The 14,757-nt window shown below is 65.4% G+C and carries 15 protein-coding genes; 6 read left to right on the forward strand and 9 right to left on the reverse strand.

The features are described from left to right. Nucleotides 1-8: 8 nt before the first annotated feature. Together sucD and mdh are read right to left on the reverse strand one after the other, a co-directional pair. A complete protein-coding gene (sucD, locus tag CDQ91_RS09680; RefSeq protein WP_088472506.1) occupies nucleotides 9-899 on the reverse strand; it encodes a succinate--CoA ligase subunit alpha in 891 nt (296 codons plus the stop codon). 104 nt (nucleotides 900-1,003) lie between these two features. Continuing rightward, entirely contained in the window at nucleotides 1,004-1,966 is a 963-nt protein-coding gene (mdh, locus tag CDQ91_RS09685) for a malate dehydrogenase (RefSeq protein WP_088472507.1), read from the reverse strand. 300 nt (nucleotides 1,967-2,266) lie between these two features. Here mdh and CDQ91_RS09690 point away from each other — a divergent pair, with 300 nt between their 5' ends. Continuing rightward, nucleotides 2,267-3,310 (forward strand): polysaccharide deacetylase family protein, encoded by a 1,044-nt coding sequence (locus CDQ91_RS09690; RefSeq protein WP_088472508.1) that lies wholly within the window; start codon nucleotides 2,267-2,269, stop codon nucleotides 3,308-3,310. Here the strand turns inward: CDQ91_RS09690 and zapE are convergent. From zapE to CDQ91_RS09705, 3 genes are read right to left on the reverse strand one after another with little or no spacing between them, the layout of a single operon-like run. Further along, nucleotides 3,307-4,434 (reverse strand): cell division protein ZapE, encoded by a 1,128-nt coding sequence (gene zapE / locus CDQ91_RS09695; RefSeq protein WP_419722556.1) that lies wholly within the window; start codon nucleotides 4,432-4,434, stop codon nucleotides 3,307-3,309. The two genes, CDQ91_RS09690 and zapE, sit on opposite strands and share 4 nt — an antisense overlap. Beyond that, nucleotides 4,434-4,931 carry a PaaI family thioesterase gene (locus CDQ91_RS09700; protein WP_164499245.1) on the reverse strand — a complete coding sequence of 166 codons (498 nt, stop codon included), beginning with the start codon at nucleotides 4,929-4,931 and terminating at the stop codon, nucleotides 4,434-4,436. The genes zapE and CDQ91_RS09700 overlap by 1 nt, the downstream gene beginning before the upstream one ends. Then, nucleotides 4,928-5,710, reverse strand: a complete 783-nt coding sequence (locus CDQ91_RS09705; protein ID WP_088472509.1) for a succinate dehydrogenase iron-sulfur subunit — start codon at nucleotides 5,708-5,710, stop codon at nucleotides 4,928-4,930. The genes CDQ91_RS09700 and CDQ91_RS09705 overlap by 4 nt, the downstream gene beginning before the upstream one ends. A gap of 128 nt (nucleotides 5,711-5,838) precedes the next feature. On the opposite strand from CDQ91_RS09705, the gene CDQ91_RS09710 reads away from it, so the two are divergent. Then, on the forward strand, nucleotides 5,839-7,371 hold the full coding sequence (locus CDQ91_RS09710) for a lipopolysaccharide biosynthesis protein (protein ID WP_088472510.1): 1,533 nt from the start codon (nucleotides 5,839-5,841) through the stop codon (nucleotides 7,369-7,371). On the opposite strand, the gene CDQ91_RS09715 is transcribed toward CDQ91_RS09710, so the two are convergent. Both CDQ91_RS09715 and CDQ91_RS09720 read right to left on the reverse strand, forming a co-directional pair. Further along, on the reverse strand, nucleotides 7,364-8,143 hold the full coding sequence (locus tag CDQ91_RS09715) for a nucleotidyltransferase family protein (protein WP_088472511.1): 780 nt from the start codon (nucleotides 8,141-8,143) through the stop codon (nucleotides 7,364-7,366). The two genes, CDQ91_RS09710 and CDQ91_RS09715, sit on opposite strands and share 8 nt — an antisense overlap. Continuing rightward, nucleotides 8,140-9,069: an alpha/beta hydrolase gene (locus tag CDQ91_RS09720; RefSeq protein WP_088472512.1), complete on the reverse strand. Its 930-nt coding sequence runs from the start codon at nucleotides 9,067-9,069 to the stop codon at nucleotides 8,140-8,142. Before CDQ91_RS09720 ends, CDQ91_RS09715 begins: the two co-directional genes overlap by 4 nt. Nucleotides 9,070-9,481: 412 nt before the next feature. On the opposite strand from CDQ91_RS09720, the gene CDQ91_RS09725 reads away from it, so the two are divergent. From CDQ91_RS09725 to CDQ91_RS09740, 4 genes are read left to right on the forward strand one after another with little or no spacing between them, the layout of a single operon-like run. Further along, on the forward strand, nucleotides 9,482-10,312 hold the full coding sequence (locus tag CDQ91_RS09725; RefSeq protein WP_088472513.1) for a diacylglycerol/lipid kinase family protein: 831 nt from the start codon (nucleotides 9,482-9,484) through the stop codon (nucleotides 10,310-10,312). Continuing rightward, nucleotides 10,309-11,157 carry a metallophosphoesterase family protein gene (locus CDQ91_RS09730; protein ID WP_088472514.1) on the forward strand — a complete coding sequence of 283 codons (849 nt, stop codon included), beginning with the start codon at nucleotides 10,309-10,311 and terminating at the stop codon, nucleotides 11,155-11,157. The genes CDQ91_RS09725 and CDQ91_RS09730 overlap by 4 nt, the downstream gene beginning before the upstream one ends. A gap of 49 nt (nucleotides 11,158-11,206) precedes the next feature. Beyond that, nucleotides 11,207-12,298 (forward strand): Rv3169 family protein, encoded by a 1,092-nt coding sequence (locus CDQ91_RS09735; protein WP_088472515.1) that lies wholly within the window; start codon nucleotides 11,207-11,209, stop codon nucleotides 12,296-12,298. Beyond that, a complete protein-coding gene (locus tag CDQ91_RS09740; RefSeq protein WP_088472516.1) occupies nucleotides 12,295-13,338 on the forward strand; it encodes a phosphotransferase in 1,044 nt (347 codons plus the stop codon). Before CDQ91_RS09735 ends, CDQ91_RS09740 begins: the two co-directional genes overlap by 4 nt. A 423-nt stretch (nucleotides 13,339-13,761) precedes the next feature. Here the strand turns inward: CDQ91_RS09740 and rpsI are convergent, their stop codons facing one another. Together rpsI and rplM are read right to left on the reverse strand one after the other, a co-directional pair. Next, nucleotides 13,762-14,259 (reverse strand): 30S ribosomal protein S9, encoded by a 498-nt coding sequence (rpsI, locus tag CDQ91_RS09750; RefSeq protein WP_088472518.1) that lies wholly within the window; start codon nucleotides 14,257-14,259, stop codon nucleotides 13,762-13,764. After that, entirely contained in the window at nucleotides 14,259-14,738 is a 480-nt protein-coding gene (rplM, locus tag CDQ91_RS09755; protein WP_088472673.1) for a 50S ribosomal protein L13, read from the reverse strand. The genes rpsI and rplM overlap by 1 nt, the downstream gene beginning before the upstream one ends. Nucleotides 14,739-14,757: the final 19 nt, after the last annotated feature.

Here is a 14,757-nt window from a genome sequence, read left to right on the forward strand (position 1 = left end):
GCAGTCCCTCAGACGCGTTCCTTCAACACTTCGGCAAGCGTGGTGCCGAGTTCAGACGGGCTCGCCGACACGGTGATGCCCGCGGCTTCCATCGCCGCAATCTTGCTTCCGGCGTCGCCCTTGCCGCCCGACACGATCGCGCCGGCGTGGCCCATGCGGCGTCCCGGAGGAGCGGTCAGGCCGGCGATGAAGCCGACCATCGGCTTTTTGCGGCCGCGCTTGGCTTCGTCGATCAGGAACTGTGCCGCCTGCTCTTCGGCGTCGCCGCCGATTTCGCCGATCATGATGATCGACTTGGTCGCGTCATCGGCGAGGAAGAGTTCGAGCATGTCGATGAAGTTGGTGCCGTTGACCGGATCACCGCCGATGCCGACCGCGGTCGTCTGACCCAGGCCGACATTCGAGGTCTGGAACACCGCTTCATAGGTGAGCGTGCCCGAGCGCGAGACAACGCCGACGCTGCCCTTTTTGAAGATGCTGCCGGGCATGATGCCGATCTTGCACTCTTCCGGGGTCAGAACGCCGGGGCAATTTGGGCCAATGAGGCGCGACTTCGAACCCGAAAGCGCGCGCTTCACCTTGACCATGTCGAGCACCGGAATGCCTTCGGTGATGCAGACGATCAGTTCCATCTCGGCGTCGATCGCCTCGAGGATCGAATCGGCGGCGAACGGCGGCGGAACATAGATGCAGCTCGCGGTCGCGCCGGTCACGGCCTTGGCTTCCTCGACCGTGTTGAAGTTCGGCAGGCCGATATGCGTCGTGCCGCCCTTGCCCGGGGTCACGCCGCCGACCATCTTGGTGCCATAGGCCAACGCCTGCTCGGTGTGGAAGGTGCCAGTTGCACCCGTCATCCCCTGGGTGATGACCTTGGTATTCTTGTCGATCAGGATGGACATATTCAAATCTCCTAGGGGAGGGTCAGGATGCTCTTTGGCTCGAACCTGACACGCTAATATGGGATTGCAACCCGTCCGGCATGGCGCCGGACGGGTCGGTGTCATTAAGCGAGGCTGGGGTCCAGCGCCTTGCACGCGTCGAGCAGTTCCTTGACCGCGTCGACCGAGACTTGCAGGCCGGCCTTGTCTTCGTCGTCCAGTGCGATCTCGACGATCTTCTCGACGCCGCCGGCGCCGATCAGGACGGGCACGCCGACATAGAGGCCGTCGAGGCCGTACTGGCCGTCAACATAGGCGGCGCAGGGCAGGATGCGCTTCTGGTCGCCGAGATAGGCTTCGGCCATCGCAATGCCCGAAGCTGCGGGGGCATAGAAAGCCGAACCGGTACCGAGCAGCGCGACGATTTCGCCGCCGCCGCCGCGGGTGCGCTTGACGATCGCGTCGATCTTTTCCTGGCTCGAGAGGCCCATTTTGACAAGATCGGGAACGGGGATGCCGTTGACCGTCGAGTAACGCGTCACGGGCACCATCGTGTCGCCATGGCCGCCGAGGACGAAGGTGTTCACATCCTTGACCGACACGTCGAACTCGTCGGCGATGAAGTGGCTGAAGCGCGCCGAATCGAGGACGCCGGCCATGCCGACAACCTTATTGTGCGGGAGCCCTGAGAATTCGCGCAGTGCCCAGACCATCGCGTCGAGCGGGTTGGTGATGCAGATGACGAATGCGTCGGGAGCGTTGGCCTTGATGCCTTCGCCGACGGCCTTCATGACCTTCAGGTTGATGCCGAGCAGATCGTCGCGGCTCATGCCCGGCTTGCGGGCGACACCGGCGGTGACGATGATGACGTCGGCGCCGGCGATGTCGGCATAATCGTTCGTGCCGGTGATCTTGGCGTCAAAACCCTGGACCGGAGCAACCTGCGACAGATCGAGCGCCTTGCCCTGCGGCACGCCTTCGACCACGTCGAACAGAACGACGTCGCCGAGTTCCTTCTGCGCGGCAAGGAGCGCCAGCGTCCCGCCGATGTTCCCGGCTCCGATCAAAGCGATTTTCTTGCGTCCCATAGCGCGCGGCACTCCCTTCCTGGCAAGCCCGGCAATGTTTCACAGATCGACGGGGGCACGGGCTTAAACCCCTTGTCGATCCCACTGATGGGGTCGCCCCTACGCCGATTCCCTTAAGGAAACAACAGCGAAAAGGTCGAAAAACCCCCTTTTTTTGCTAATAGTTCGCAATAACTATAAGGCGCGGCAGAGAAACCGGAAGATGGGCGTTAATATCATCTTCGGCAAGAGCGAGGAGCGACAATCGGCGCGCGCAGGGGTTAACCCGTCCTTATCTCAATTCCGACTAGGCTGGCGCGGATGACGCGCGCAATCATCAGCTTTGACACCGAATTGTCGGCAGGCCTCTACCAACGAGGTGCCGACGCACGCGCCAATTTCGAAAGCTCGATCCTTGGCCGCTGCCGTGACGGCGACTATGGCATCCACTTCCAGATGGACATGCTCGAACGCTTCGACCTGACCGGCGTGTTCTTTGTCGATCCGATGCCTGCGCTGGTTTATGGGCCTGCTGTCGTCGACATGATCGTTCAGCCGATCGTCGCGCGCGGACACGAAGTGCAGCTGCATATCCACACCGAATGGCTCGCCTTCGCACGCTTCAATCCGGCCGGCCGCCTGACAGGGCGCAATATCGGCGACTTTCCGCTGCCCAAACAGAAGAAACTGATCGCGCTCGCCCGCGACATTCTGGTCGGCGCCGGAGCGCCAGCGCCGACAGCATTTCGCGCGGGCAATTTCGGCGCCAACGACGACACGCTGCGCGCGCTCGCTGCGCTCGGCTTTCGCTTCGACAGCAGCTTCAACGGCGCCTATCGCAGCCACGGCTGCACTATCTCGCTCGACCCCGGCGATGTCGGCATGCGCCACCATCTGGGCGTGTGCGAAGTGCCGGTCGGGGGCGTGATGGACCGCGCCGACCGCTTCCGCCCGGCACAGCTTTGCGCGATGTCGGAGGAAGAGATGCGCGACGCGCTCGACCATAGTGCAGCGAGCGGCGCAATCCAGTTTTCGGCCTTCAGCCATAGCTTCGAGCTGCTCAGCCGTGACCGCGAAGTGCCGAACCACCTCGCCATCGCGCGGATGGAGGCACTGTGCCGCACCGTCGCTGACGACGCGCGTATCGATAGTGGCGGCTTTGCCACCCTGCCCGCGCCGCCCGCGCACCCGATCCGAATCGCGGTTGCGGCGCCGCGGCCGCTCCGCACGGTGCGGCGGACAATCGAACAGGGGGTGGGCCATCTGGCGCATGAGGTGCGTTACGTCCGCAACCTCATCGCCGTGACGGTCCATTCATCGCGATGGGGCAAGATTGCCAGCGGCGTCCTGCTGGCAATCGCCTAGGTCGCAGGCATCCCGTCAGCCGGGCCGTGGCCCAGCGCCAGATAATCGTCGGACTGCATTTCGGAAAGCCGGCTCGCCGTTCGTTCGAACTCAAAGGCACCGTCGCCCGCCACGTAAAGCGCATCGGGCATCGCCGCCGCGCTCGCGAGCAGCTTGACCCGATATTCGTACAGCGCGTCGATCAGCGTGACGAAACGCGCTGCCTCATTGCGATTGTCGGGGCCCATTTTCGGGATGCCGACGATGATGACGGCGTGGAATTGGCGCGCGATCGCCAGATAATCGGACGCGCCGCGCGCCTCGGCACACAGCCGCTTGAATGAAAACACCGCGACGCCCTTCAGCGCCTTGGGAACATGCAACATACGCCCGCCGCCGACGTCAAGGTCCAGCGAAGGGACATGCGCGCGATCTTCGGGTGGATAGTCAGTCAGGCGAAAGAAGGCGGCCGACAGCGCCGCACTCGCGGCATCGTCGGCGGGCACGAACCAGCGCGCGCCGTCGCCGAGTCGGTCGCGGCGATAATCGGTCGGACCATTGAGCCCCATCACGTCGAGCTTTTGTTCAACGAGCGCGATGAAGGGTAGGAAATGTTCGCGGTTGAGCCCGTCCTTATAGAGATCCCCGGGCGGCCGGTTCGAGGTCGCAATCACCGTCACCCCGCGCTCGATCAGTGCGGTGAACAGGCGCGAGAGAATCATCGCGTCGGCGCTGTTGTTCACCACCATCTCGTCAAAGGCGAGGCAGCGGACATCGGCGACGAGCGCGTCGGCAACCAGCGGGATCGGATCGCCGCTCTCGCTCTTGCGCACCTCGCGCATCCGCGCATGAACTTCGAGCATGAAGGCATGGAAATGGACGCGCCGTTTGCGCTGAATGTGCAGTGCGTCGTAAAACAGGTCCATCAGCATCGACTTGCCGCGCCCGACTGCGCCCCACAGGTAAACGCCGCGCGGTGCTTCGGGTTTGCGGCCGGTAATCCGCCACAACAAACTACCACGCGGCGGCGCCGCTTCCAGCTCCGTTTGCAGGCGGTTCAGTCGCTCGGCGGCGGCGCGCTGCTCAGGGTCGGGGCGCAACTCGCCGCCCGCAACCAGTGCATCATAAGCCGAAAGCACCGACATCAGCCGCGGTCCTTGCTCGCCTTGCGAATCGTGCCGGCGAAGCTGAGGACGATATGCTCGTCGCCTTCGCCCTGGACGACAAGACCGCGCAGGAAAATCAGCCGCCCGGTTTCGCGGACCAGCTCGACCACCGCGTCGAGCGGCTCGTCGAGTCGGCCAGCGCCGACAAATTGCGTCGAGAGATCGAGCGTCACCGAATGGCCAGCGTTGAGCGAGCCGAACTGATGCGACGCCGCGAACAACGCAATGTCGACGAGCGCAAGCGTCACCGCACCATGGACATTGTCGCCCAAATTGCTGTGTTTGCGCGTCGGAAGCATCCGCACCCGCGCGCAAGGCCGACCGTCGGACGTCGGCGGCTCGGCGCGCACCGACAGCGGTTCGATGAAGCTGTTGAAGCGGCTCGGATCCCTGAGGTTCCAGCTGAGCCAGCCATCCTCAAGCGCCTCGGCGCTGAAATGGTCGCGGCGCTTCGGTTCCTCGATCCCGTCGTTCACACCTGCCGCTCGGCCACCAGTTTCTTGACTTCGGCAATCGCCCGCGCGGGATTGAGGCCCTTGGGGCACGCATTCGCGCAGTTCATGATCGTGTGGCAGCGATAAAGGCGGAAGGGATCTTCCAGCTCGTCGAGCCGCTCCCCGGTCATTTCGTCGCGGCTGTCGGCGAGCCAGCGATAGGCCTGAAGCAGGATCGCGGGGCCGAGGAACTTGTCGCTATTCCACCAGTAACTGGGGCAGCTGGTCGAGCAGCAGGCGCACAGGATGCACTCGTACAGCCCGTCGAGCTTTTCGCGTTCGGCGGGCGACTGCAGCCGCTCCTTGCCGCTCGGCGTCGTCGTCTTGGTCTTCAGCCAGGGCTCGATCGAGCTGTACTGCGCATAGAAATGGGTGAAATCGGGGACCAGATCCTTGATCACGTCCATCGCGGGCAGCGGGGTGATCGTGATGTCGCCCTTCAGATCCTCGATCGCGGTGGTGCAGGCGAGGCCGTTCTTGCCGTTCATGTTCATCGAACAGCTGCCGCAAATGCCCTCACGGCACGAACGGCGGAAGGTCAGCGAGCTATCCTGCTCGCTCTTCATCTTGATCAGCGCGTCGAGCACCATCGGGCCGCATTTTTCGGTGTCGATCTCGAACGTGTCGAAGCGGGGGTTCTGGCCGCTGTCGGGATCGTAGCGATAGACTTTGAATTTCTTGACCGCAGCCGCGCCCTCGGCCTTGTGGACGTTGCCGCTCTTTTGCGGACGGCTGTTCTTGGGCAGGCGAAATTCGGCCATATGAAGGGCTCCCTGATGCAATTGCGGGTCGGACTAGACCCGATTAACCGCAACGACAAGGGGGTGAAGGACGCAAAAGCGCGAAAGCCGCTGGCGGGGCCGCAGGCAAGCCGCTAGGTGCGCAGAGAATGAGCGAAGACGCCGCCGCCCAACCCGCCGTAACGAGCCGCAGCGTCGCACGCGGGCTGGGCACCACCGTGCTCGCCCGACTGGGCGCGGTGGTCGAGATTGTCGCGCAGCCGCTTTATGTGTTGATGTTCGGACTCGCGGGCTACGGCCTTTATGCGGTGCTCTGGTCGACGATCAACCTGCTCGAAAATATCTTCGACACCGGAATGACCAGCGCGATGCAGCGCACCGTGCCGCAATCGGCGAGCGATGCCGAAGCGGCGGCGGCGCTGCGCACCGCGATGATCTTTGGAGTCGGCCCGTGCATCATCGTCGCGGCCTTGATCGCTTTCTTCGCCGCCGACCTCGCGCCGCTGTTCAACGTCGCGGACAAGGATGTGCCCCTAGTCGCGCCCGCGATCCGGCTGTTCGTCTGGGCGCTTCCGCTCTGGGCCTTTGTCGAAATCGCGACCTCGGCGATGCGCGCGCGGATGGTGTTCGGCGCCGAAATTCGCCTGCGTATCGTCTGGGAACAGATTTTGCGCCTGGTCTTTGCGGGACTGTTCTTCGCCGGCGGCTGGGGGCTCAAGGGCCTGTTCATCGCGCATATCTGCTCACTGGGCGTCACCGCAATCCTCAGCCTCCGCCTGCTTGCGCGCTATTACAGCTTTGCCGACCTGTGGCGCGGACCCTGGATGACCGTGACCGCGCGCAGCACCTTCTGGGCCGGGCTGTCGATGCTGCCGTCGAACATCATCGGACGCCTGTTCGGCGATGCCCCCGCGCTGATCCTCAACCTGCTGCTCCCCGGCGCGGCGGGCGCGGCGGCGGCGGGCCTGTTCACGATCGCGCGCAAACTGTCGAGCGTCGTCCAGCTCGTTCGCATCGCTTTCGTCTATGTGATGGCGCCGCTCGCCGCCAGCGCCGAGCGGTCCGACCGCGCGCAGGTCGCCGATATTTACGCCTATGCGACGCGGCTGATCCTCGCGATCGCCCTGCCGCTCGCCGCCGTGCTTGCGGCGGGCAGTTCGTCGCTGCTCAGCCTGTTCGGGCATCAGGCGCATGTCGCGCAGGCCGCGCTCGTCATCCTGCTCTTCGCCCGCGCGGTCGAGGCGGTGTTCGGCATCTCGCTGCCGGTGCTGCAGGTCGTCGCCGCCTTCCGCGACCAGTTGACCGCGAGCATCGTCGGGGTGATCGCCGCGATCGCCACCGGCTGGCTGATCGTCGACCATATGGGCGCGCTGACCGGGGTCACGCTCGCCATGTCGATCGGACTCGTCGTGATGGCGGGCATCCCGATGCTGCAGCTTGCGATCAACGAGAAGCTCCATCCGTTCGACCACCAGTTCCCGCGCGTCGCGCTGCGCGGGATCGGGATCACCTTGATCGCAGGGATTGCGGCACTGCTCGCCGGGCGCCTGCCCGATGCGATCGCATTGCCGCTGATCGCGTTGATCGCCGCAGCCGGGATATGGGCATCGATGCGCTTTGCGCTGCCGCTCGCCGACCGCGCCTCGCTCGGCAAGACCGGGCGGACGCTGCGGCTTAGCTAGCGCGACGCGCCGCGAAAATCTGCTCGATCAAGATGATATCGACGGGCTTGTCGGCATCGATGCACGCCTCGCCTTCGGACATCGGCACGACCTTCGCCTTCAGTCCGAAACGCAGCCCGGCCCGCGCAATGCCCTGCTGGATGGTGAAGAGACGCAACAACGCGCCGAGCAGCAGCCACGGGCCGAAAGCCGCTATGATCTTCAGCCCCTTTTTGCGGTCGCGTTCGATCCGCCCCCAGAAATCGAGCAGCGGCAGCGCCCGGCGCCCATTGAGGCGGAACATATTCGCCCCCGACCACCAGCCGCCACGAAATTTCAGCCATGTCCGCTGCGACTGCGGATAGCGCGCGAGCAGGACCTCGCGCTCGACCATCGCGACCGCGACGTCGCTGTCCGCGGCGCCGGTCAGAAATTCGGCGATCATCGAGGGCGTCAGCAGCACATGATCGGCGGTCGTCACCAGCACCGGGTCGTCGCCCGGCGGCAGCGCAGCGGCGAGCGAACTACTGATCCCCTGCCCCGAATCCTGAAATATGATGTCGCCGGGAAGATTCGCGAGCGCGGGTTCGGCGGCCAACCGGGCGCTATTCTGCGCGAGGATGGTGATCGTCCCGACCAGCGGCGAGGCAGCGAGCGCGCCCACGACATGAACGAGCATCGCGTCGCCCGCGATGGGGAGCAGCGCCTTGGTCGAAACGCCGCTACCGTCGAGCAGCGGATCGGGGCCGGGGCGGCTGCCGGCCAGCACAAGGGCGGGGATGGGAGCGCTCATTTCGCGGTGATCTCACTCGCAGGCGCGATACGCCGCCCGGTTACGCCGCGCAGGAAATCGCTCGCCTCGTCGAGCACCGGCCCCTTGCCGCGAAACGGCTGCGCCAGCGCCATCACAATACCGGTATGCCCCATGCCGGGATAGATGCGCAGCATCGCCGACCCGCCCGCCTTTTCGATCGCGGCGGCGAGATTCTGGCTGTTGCGCGGCCGCACCACATCATCCTCGTCGCCGTGCGCGAGCCACATCGGCGGCGCATCGCCGCGCGCGAAGGCGATCGGCTGGGTCTTTTCGATGGGGCGCACCTTGCCCATCGCCTTCTCGGCGCGGCCGCCCTTTTCGAGCGGCAGAAAATCATAGGGACCAGCCATGCCCGCAACGCCGCGGATCACCGCCGGGTCGCTGCCCGCGCCGCGCAACCATTGCGGGTCGAGTGCCAGCATCGCCGCATTATAGGCCCCCGCCGAATGGCCCATCAGCGCGATCCGGTCCGGATCCCCGCCCAAGGTGCCGATATATTCGTGCACCCAAGCGACCGCCGTCGCGCTATCCTGCAGGAAATCGGGCCAATGCGCCTTGGGCACCAGCCGATAGTCGGGGATGACAACGACAAAGCCCTGGCTCGCCAGCGCGCGACCGACAAAACCATAGCTTTCGCGATCGCCGCTATCCCAGCCGCCACCATAGAAGAAAACGACAACCGGCAAACGGTCGCCGTCTTGCACGCCTTCGGGAACCCAGATGTCGAGCAGTTGGCGCGGCCCGCGTCCGTAAAGCTGGCCGCCCAGCAGCAGTCGCGCACCATCGCCCTGCCCGAGCAGCCGGTCGGCCATGTTGAGCGACTTCGCGCCGCTCGCGACGACCAGCTTCGCCCCGCCGCCGAACAGCAGGATGAGCAGCGCCACCACGATGATGAATTTGATCAACCGTCGCCCCTATGGATTGCGGCCCCGCCGTGAAGCGCGCGTCCTACAGGGCGACGCGGCGGTGAACAAGCGGGGAGGGAGAGGGAGAAGGCCCTGTCTCCATTTTTCGTCACCCCGGACCTGATCCGGGGTCCATAGCAGCCCTCGCCTTCTGGATCCCGGATCAAGTCCGGGATGACGACAGAAGAGGGGCGTATTGGATTGTGAAGTCACCACCATATCCTGCCTGTCGCGAAGCGATGGGGAGGGGGGCCGCCGCGAAGCGGTGGTGGAGGGGCGGCGGCGCAGCGCGGCCCTTATTGCCCCTCCGCCAGCTCTGCGGGCTGCCACCTCCCCATGCCTACGGCACAGGGAGGATCGTTGTCGCAATCCCTGCCCGTCACCTTTTCCACGCTCATGCGTAGGAAAGCGCATGACAGCCAAATTCAGCCGCCCCGCCCTCGTCTGCAACAGCCAGAGCGGCAGCCATGACGAAACCATCCTCGACCATATCGCCGAAACCTGCGCCGCCCACGGCACCCCGCTCATCGCGACCTTTGCATTGCCCGACGGCGACATTCCCGACGCCGCCGCGCTGCGCGTGCAGGACATCGACCTGCTGCTCGTGTGGACCGGCGACGGGACGATCAACGCCGCCGCGACGCGCGCCGAGGGATGGGACGGCGCAATCCTGCCTCTCCCCGGCGGAACGCTCAACCTGCTGTCGAAGGCGCTCCACGGCGACCGGCCAGCACCAGACATTCTGGCCGACGCCTTGGCGGGCAAAGGACGCCGCCGCCCGATCCCGATCATTCGCAGCGATGCCGGCGACGCCTTCATTACCATCATCGCCGGCCCCGCAACGCGCTGGGCCGAGGTGCGCGAGACGATGCGGCAGGACGGTCTGATCGAAGCGAGCCGCGCCGCTCCCGAGGCGCTCGACACGATGCTCAATGCTCCGGGCGTCCGGGTCGCGGGTCAGACACAGGCTTATCCCGCGGTCATCCTGACCCCGACCCCCGAAGGCCTGCGCGCCGACGGGATATTGACCGAAGGCACGGGCGATGTGCTGCGCCACGGCCTCGCCTGGCTCGGCGGTGATTTTCGTGACGGGCCGAGTGAAGCGATCGCCACCGGCGAGACGATCATCCTCGAAAGCGATGCGGCGATCAGCCTCGAACATGACGGCGAGCTGGGCGAAATGCCATCGCCCGCGCGCTTTGCCATCGGGACCAGCGCGGTGGACTTCGTCTCCACGGCATGACGCGGCTCTACCATATCAGCGACCTGCATTTCGGGCTTGAGGACCGTGCCGCCCTCGCCTGGTTCGCCGATATCGTGCGCCGCGAGCCACCCGATGCGGTGTTGATCACCGGCGACCTGACGATGCGCGCGCGGTCGCGCGAATTCGCCGCCGCGTGCGACTGGATCGGCGCGCTGGACGTGCCGGTCACGGTCGAGGTCGGCAATCATGACCTGCCCTATTTCAACCCCGTCGCGCGCTTCCTCTATCCCTATCGGCGTATCCGCGGGATCAAGGCGCTGATCGAGCGCGAGATCGACCTGCCCGGCCTTGCCATCGTCCCGCTGAAAACGACCGCGCGCGCGCAGTGGCGGTTCGATTGGTCGAAGGGCTGGGTGACGCCGAAAGCGCTGGCGAAGACCCTCACCGCAATCGACGCGCTGCCGCCCGGCACCAAAGCGCTCGTCACCGCGCATCATCCGCTGGTCGAAGCCGGAACGCGTGGCCGCGCACTGACCCGCGGCGGGTCGCGCGCGCTCCGCGAACTCGCGGCGCGCGGGGTCGCAGCGGTGCTCACCGGCCATGTCCATGACGCCTTCGATCTTGTCGCGGATACCGATGCCGGGCCCATTCGCATGATCGGCGCCGGTACGCTGTCGCAGCGCATCCGGTCGACCCCGCCGGGCTTCAACGAACTGCGATTCGCCGATGGCGCGCTGACCGTCAGGGTCCGCAATGTCGAGGCGGTGCCGACCCCAGATATGCAGATCGGCGATATCCCGCCCGACGCACTGCCCCCGCGCCAGCCGGGCGAGCCCGTCGCGCCGATCGACGCCGTGCCGCCGGTCGATCCGCCGGTGCATTGACAGCAGGCCTCATCGCCTTAGGTTGCAAAGAAAAACGGGATGAGAGACGATGCTGACCAAGGGCGACGATTTTCCACTGCACCAGACGAGCGAGCCGATTGCCTTCGCGGGCACCGACCGCAATTTCTATGACCGCTATTTCTTCAACGGCTATGCTCCCGACGGCTCGGTGTTTTTCGCCGCGGCGATGGGCTTTTACCCGCAACTCGGGATCGTCGATGCCAGCTTCTGCGTCGTCCTCGACGGGGTGCAATATAACCTCCGCGCCAGCCGCCGCTCGGGCGGCGAGCGGCTCGACCTCAGCGTCGGGCCGATATCGTTCGCGATCGATATTCCGCTAGAGGTGGTGACGCTGCGCATCGCCGCGAACGACGGATTGCTCGCGGGCGAGCTGACCTTCACCGGCCGCCATTTCCCGATCGAGGAGCCGCGCTTCATCCGCCGCACCGGCACGCGCCTGTTCATGGACTATACGCGGATGACGCAGAACGGCCGCTGGTCGGGCTGGCTGTCGGTGAACGGCCAACGCGTCGATGTCGGCAGCGACTGGGCCGGAACCCGCGACCGCAGTTGGGGCGTGCGCCCCGTCGGCGCCAGCGAGCCGCAGCCGCCACCCGAGGGCAATTTCAACCAGTTCTTCTGGCTGTGGACCCCCTGCAATTTCGGCGATCGCTCGCTCTTCTTCCACAGCAATGACGATGGCGTCGGCGCGCCATGGAATCGCCGCGCGGTGATCATCACCGATCACGGCGCCGAACAGCATTTCGACGCCGCGCGCTTCGCAATCGACTGGCAGGCGGGGACACGGCGGATCGCGAAAATGCGTACCGACATGGGCGCGGGCCGGTCGCTGGCACTCGCGCCATCTGGCCCGGTGTTTGCGATGAGCGGGCTTGGCTATACCCATCCGACATGGTCGCACGGACGCGACCATGGGGCGGAGGTCGCGGTCGCGCACGACAGCCTGACCGAGGCCGAACGCGGCTGGGGCAATCCGCTTGCCATGCATATCCAGTCCTTCACCACCGCTGAACTCACCGATGGCGCGACGGTGCATCGCGGCGTCGGCATGCTCGAACAATTGTTCGTCGGGCCGCATCTGCCGAGCGGGCTCACGGGCCTGATGGACCCCGCGGCATGAGCTTTCCGATCTCGCCCGACGCGATGACCCCGGCGTGGCTCGCGGAGGCGCTGGGACAGCAAGCAGACGCGCTGCGCGGCTTCACCGTCGCCAAGGTCGGCACGGGGCAGATGTGTGACAGCTTTCGTCTGACGCTCGACTGGGCAGGCGGAGTCGACGCACCCGCCAGCGTCATCGCCAAATGCCCGAGCCACGACGAGGCAAGCCGCAACATCGCCAAGCTCACCGGCACTTATGTCAAGGAGGTGAGCTGGTATCGCGAACTGGCGGCCGACAGCGGCGTCCCCGGTCCGCATTGCCATTTCGCCGATATCGCGGCGGATGACGTCGATTTCATCCTGATCCTGTCCGACCTCGCGCCTGCCCGGGCGGGCGATCAACTCGCCGGGCTGGGCCTTGCGGGATTGCGCCCGTGCATCGACGCCGCGGCGCGGCTGCATGCACTGTTGTGGGACGACCCGCGGCTTGCCGAATTGCCCTGGCTGTCGCGCGACAATAGCGCGCTGGTCCGCGCGCTCTTCCCGCAACTCTATCTGGGCTTTCGCGAACGCTATGCCGACCGCTTGGCTCCCGAACTGCTCAATGTCGGCGCGGGGCTGGTCGAGCGGCTCGACGCCTTCATGGGCCGCGAGCCCGCCGCGCGGACGATCGTCCATGGCGACTTGCGCATCGACAATATCCTGTTCGCGCCCAAGGGCGACCAAATCTGGCTCGTCGACTGGCAGACGCTGGGGCGCGGCAGCGGTGCCGCCGACCTCGCCTATCTGGTCGGCACCAGCATCGCCGACCCCGCCGAGCGCGCCGCCGCCGACCGCCCCGCCTTCGACCAGTGGATCGCAAGGCTACGGACGGCGGGGATCGCGACCGACACCGACGCGCTGTGGGACGATTATCGCGTCGGCGCGCTGACCGGCTATTTCATGGCGGTGTTCGCGTCGATGAATGTCGAACGCACCGCGCGCGGCGACGAAATGTTCGCGGTGATGGCCGAACGCCCGGCGCGGCAAGCGCTGGCGTTGGGGAGTCTGGACTTGCTCTAGTTGCATATGGGAATGGCAGCGAACGACCGATTGCCGGCCTTTCGATCCTCCCTGTGCCGCAGGCATGGGGAGGTGGCAGCCCGAAGGGCTGACGGAGGGGCCATGGCGCACCGTCGCGGCCCCTCCACCACCGCCTGCGGCGGCGGTCCCCCTCCCCATCGCTGCGCGACAGGGAGGATCTTCATGTCAGCTAACCACCCCAATTCAGACATTCCCCCTTCGTCATCCCGGACTTGATCCGGGATCCATGGCCGCCCTCGCCTTCTGGACCCCGGATCAAGTCCGGGGTGACGAGGGTTAAGAAGCTGTGGCGACTTTGCACCCCAAAACGGAAACTCGCGGCCTCCACTCTCGCCCATAGAAAAAGGGCGGCCCGTTGCCGGACCGCCCTTCCCCTTCTCCATCCGTCGATGGAAAAGCTGTTTAGCGCTTCGAGAACTGGAAGCTACGACGGGCTTTCGCCTTGCCGTATTTCTTACGCTCGACGGCGCGGCTATCGCGGGTCAGGAAGCCGGCGGTCTTGACGACGCCGCGCAACGTGGGTTCGTAACGGGTCAGTGCCTGCGCGATACCGTGAAGAACGGCACCCGCCTGGCCCGACAGGCCGCCGCCCTTGACGGTTGCGATCACGTCATAGGCACCAACGCGATCGGTCAGACCGAAGGGCTGGTTGATGACGAGACGCAGCGTCGGACGTGCGAAATAGACTTCCTGGTCGCGGCCGTTGATGGTGATCTTGCCCGTGCCGGGCTTGACCCACACGCGGGCAACGGCGTCCTTACGACGGCCGGTCGCATAGGAGCGACCCTGCTTGTCGACGATCTTCTCGCGCAGCGGTGCGGTCGAGATCTGGGGAGCGACGGTGCCTTCGACGGCGCCGGCGAGATCCTTGAGATCGGTCATGGTCTGTTCGTCAGCCATTATGCACCCACCTTATTCTTGCGGTTCATCGACGCGACGTCGATCACTTCGGGGCTCTGCCCTTCGTGCGGATGTGCAGCGCCGGCGAAAACGCGCAGGTTGCGCATCTGCTGGCGACCGAGCGGGCCACGCGGAATCATGCGTTCGATGGCCTTTTCAAGCACGCGCTCCGGGAAACGACCTTCCAGGATCTTGGCCGGGCTGGTTTCCTTGATGCCGCCGGCATAGCCGGTGTGCTTATAGTAACGCTTGTCCTGAAGCTTCTTGCCCGTGAACGCCACCTTTTCGGCGTTGATGACGATGACATTGTCACCGCAATCGACGTGCGGGGTAAAGCTCGGCTTATGCTTGCCGCGCAGGATGCTGGCGATGATCGATGCAACGCGGCCCACAACGAGACCCTCGGCGTCAATCAGCACCCATTTCTTTTCGACCGTTGCGGCATTGGCCGATACGGTCGTCTTGGTCAGCGCCTTCATCATGGCACGCTCCTTGACA

This window comes from Sphingopyxis witflariensis, from assembly GCF_002205635.1.
GTDB lineage: Bacteria > Pseudomonadota > Alphaproteobacteria > Sphingomonadales > Sphingomonadaceae > Sphingopyxis > Sphingopyxis witflariensis.

Excerpts from the sequence above, each read along its gene's own strand:
- sucD (WP_088472506.1), bottom strand. The coding sequence starts at position 899 with ATGTCCATCCTGATCGACAAGAATACCAAGGTCATCACCCAGGGGATG.
- mdh (WP_088472507.1), bottom strand. The coding sequence starts at position 1,966 with ATGGGACGCAAGAAAATCGCTTTGATCGGAGCCGGGAACATCGGCGGG.
- CDQ91_RS09690 (WP_088472508.1), top strand. The coding sequence starts at position 2,267 with ATGACGCGCGCAATCATCAGCTTTGACACCGAATTGTCGGCAGGCCTC.
- zapE (WP_419722556.1), bottom strand. The coding sequence starts at position 4,434 with ATGTCGGTGCTTTCGGCTTATGATGCACTGGTTGCGGGCGGCGAGTTG.
- CDQ91_RS09705 (WP_088472509.1), bottom strand. The coding sequence starts at position 5,710 with ATGGCCGAATTTCGCCTGCCCAAGAACAGCCGTCCGCAAAAGAGCGGC.
- CDQ91_RS09710 (WP_088472510.1), top strand. The coding sequence starts at position 5,839 with ATGAGCGAAGACGCCGCCGCCCAACCCGCCGTAACGAGCCGCAGCGTC.
- CDQ91_RS09715 (WP_088472511.1), bottom strand. The coding sequence starts at position 8,143 with ATGAGCGCTCCCATCCCCGCCCTTGTGCTGGCCGGCAGCCGCCCCGGC.
- CDQ91_RS09725 (WP_088472513.1), top strand. The coding sequence starts at position 9,482 with ATGACAGCCAAATTCAGCCGCCCCGCCCTCGTCTGCAACAGCCAGAGC.
- CDQ91_RS09730 (WP_088472514.1), top strand. The coding sequence starts at position 10,309 with ATGACGCGGCTCTACCATATCAGCGACCTGCATTTCGGGCTTGAGGAC.
- CDQ91_RS09735 (WP_088472515.1), top strand. The coding sequence starts at position 11,207 with ATGCTGACCAAGGGCGACGATTTTCCACTGCACCAGACGAGCGAGCCG.
- CDQ91_RS09740 (WP_088472516.1), top strand. The coding sequence starts at position 12,295 with ATGAGCTTTCCGATCTCGCCCGACGCGATGACCCCGGCGTGGCTCGCG.
- rpsI (WP_088472518.1), bottom strand. The coding sequence starts at position 14,259 with ATGGCTGACGAACAGACCATGACCGATCTCAAGGATCTCGCCGGCGCC.
- rplM (WP_088472673.1), bottom strand. The coding sequence starts at position 14,738 with ATGAAGGCGCTGACCAAGACGACCGTATCGGCCAATGCCGCAACGGTC.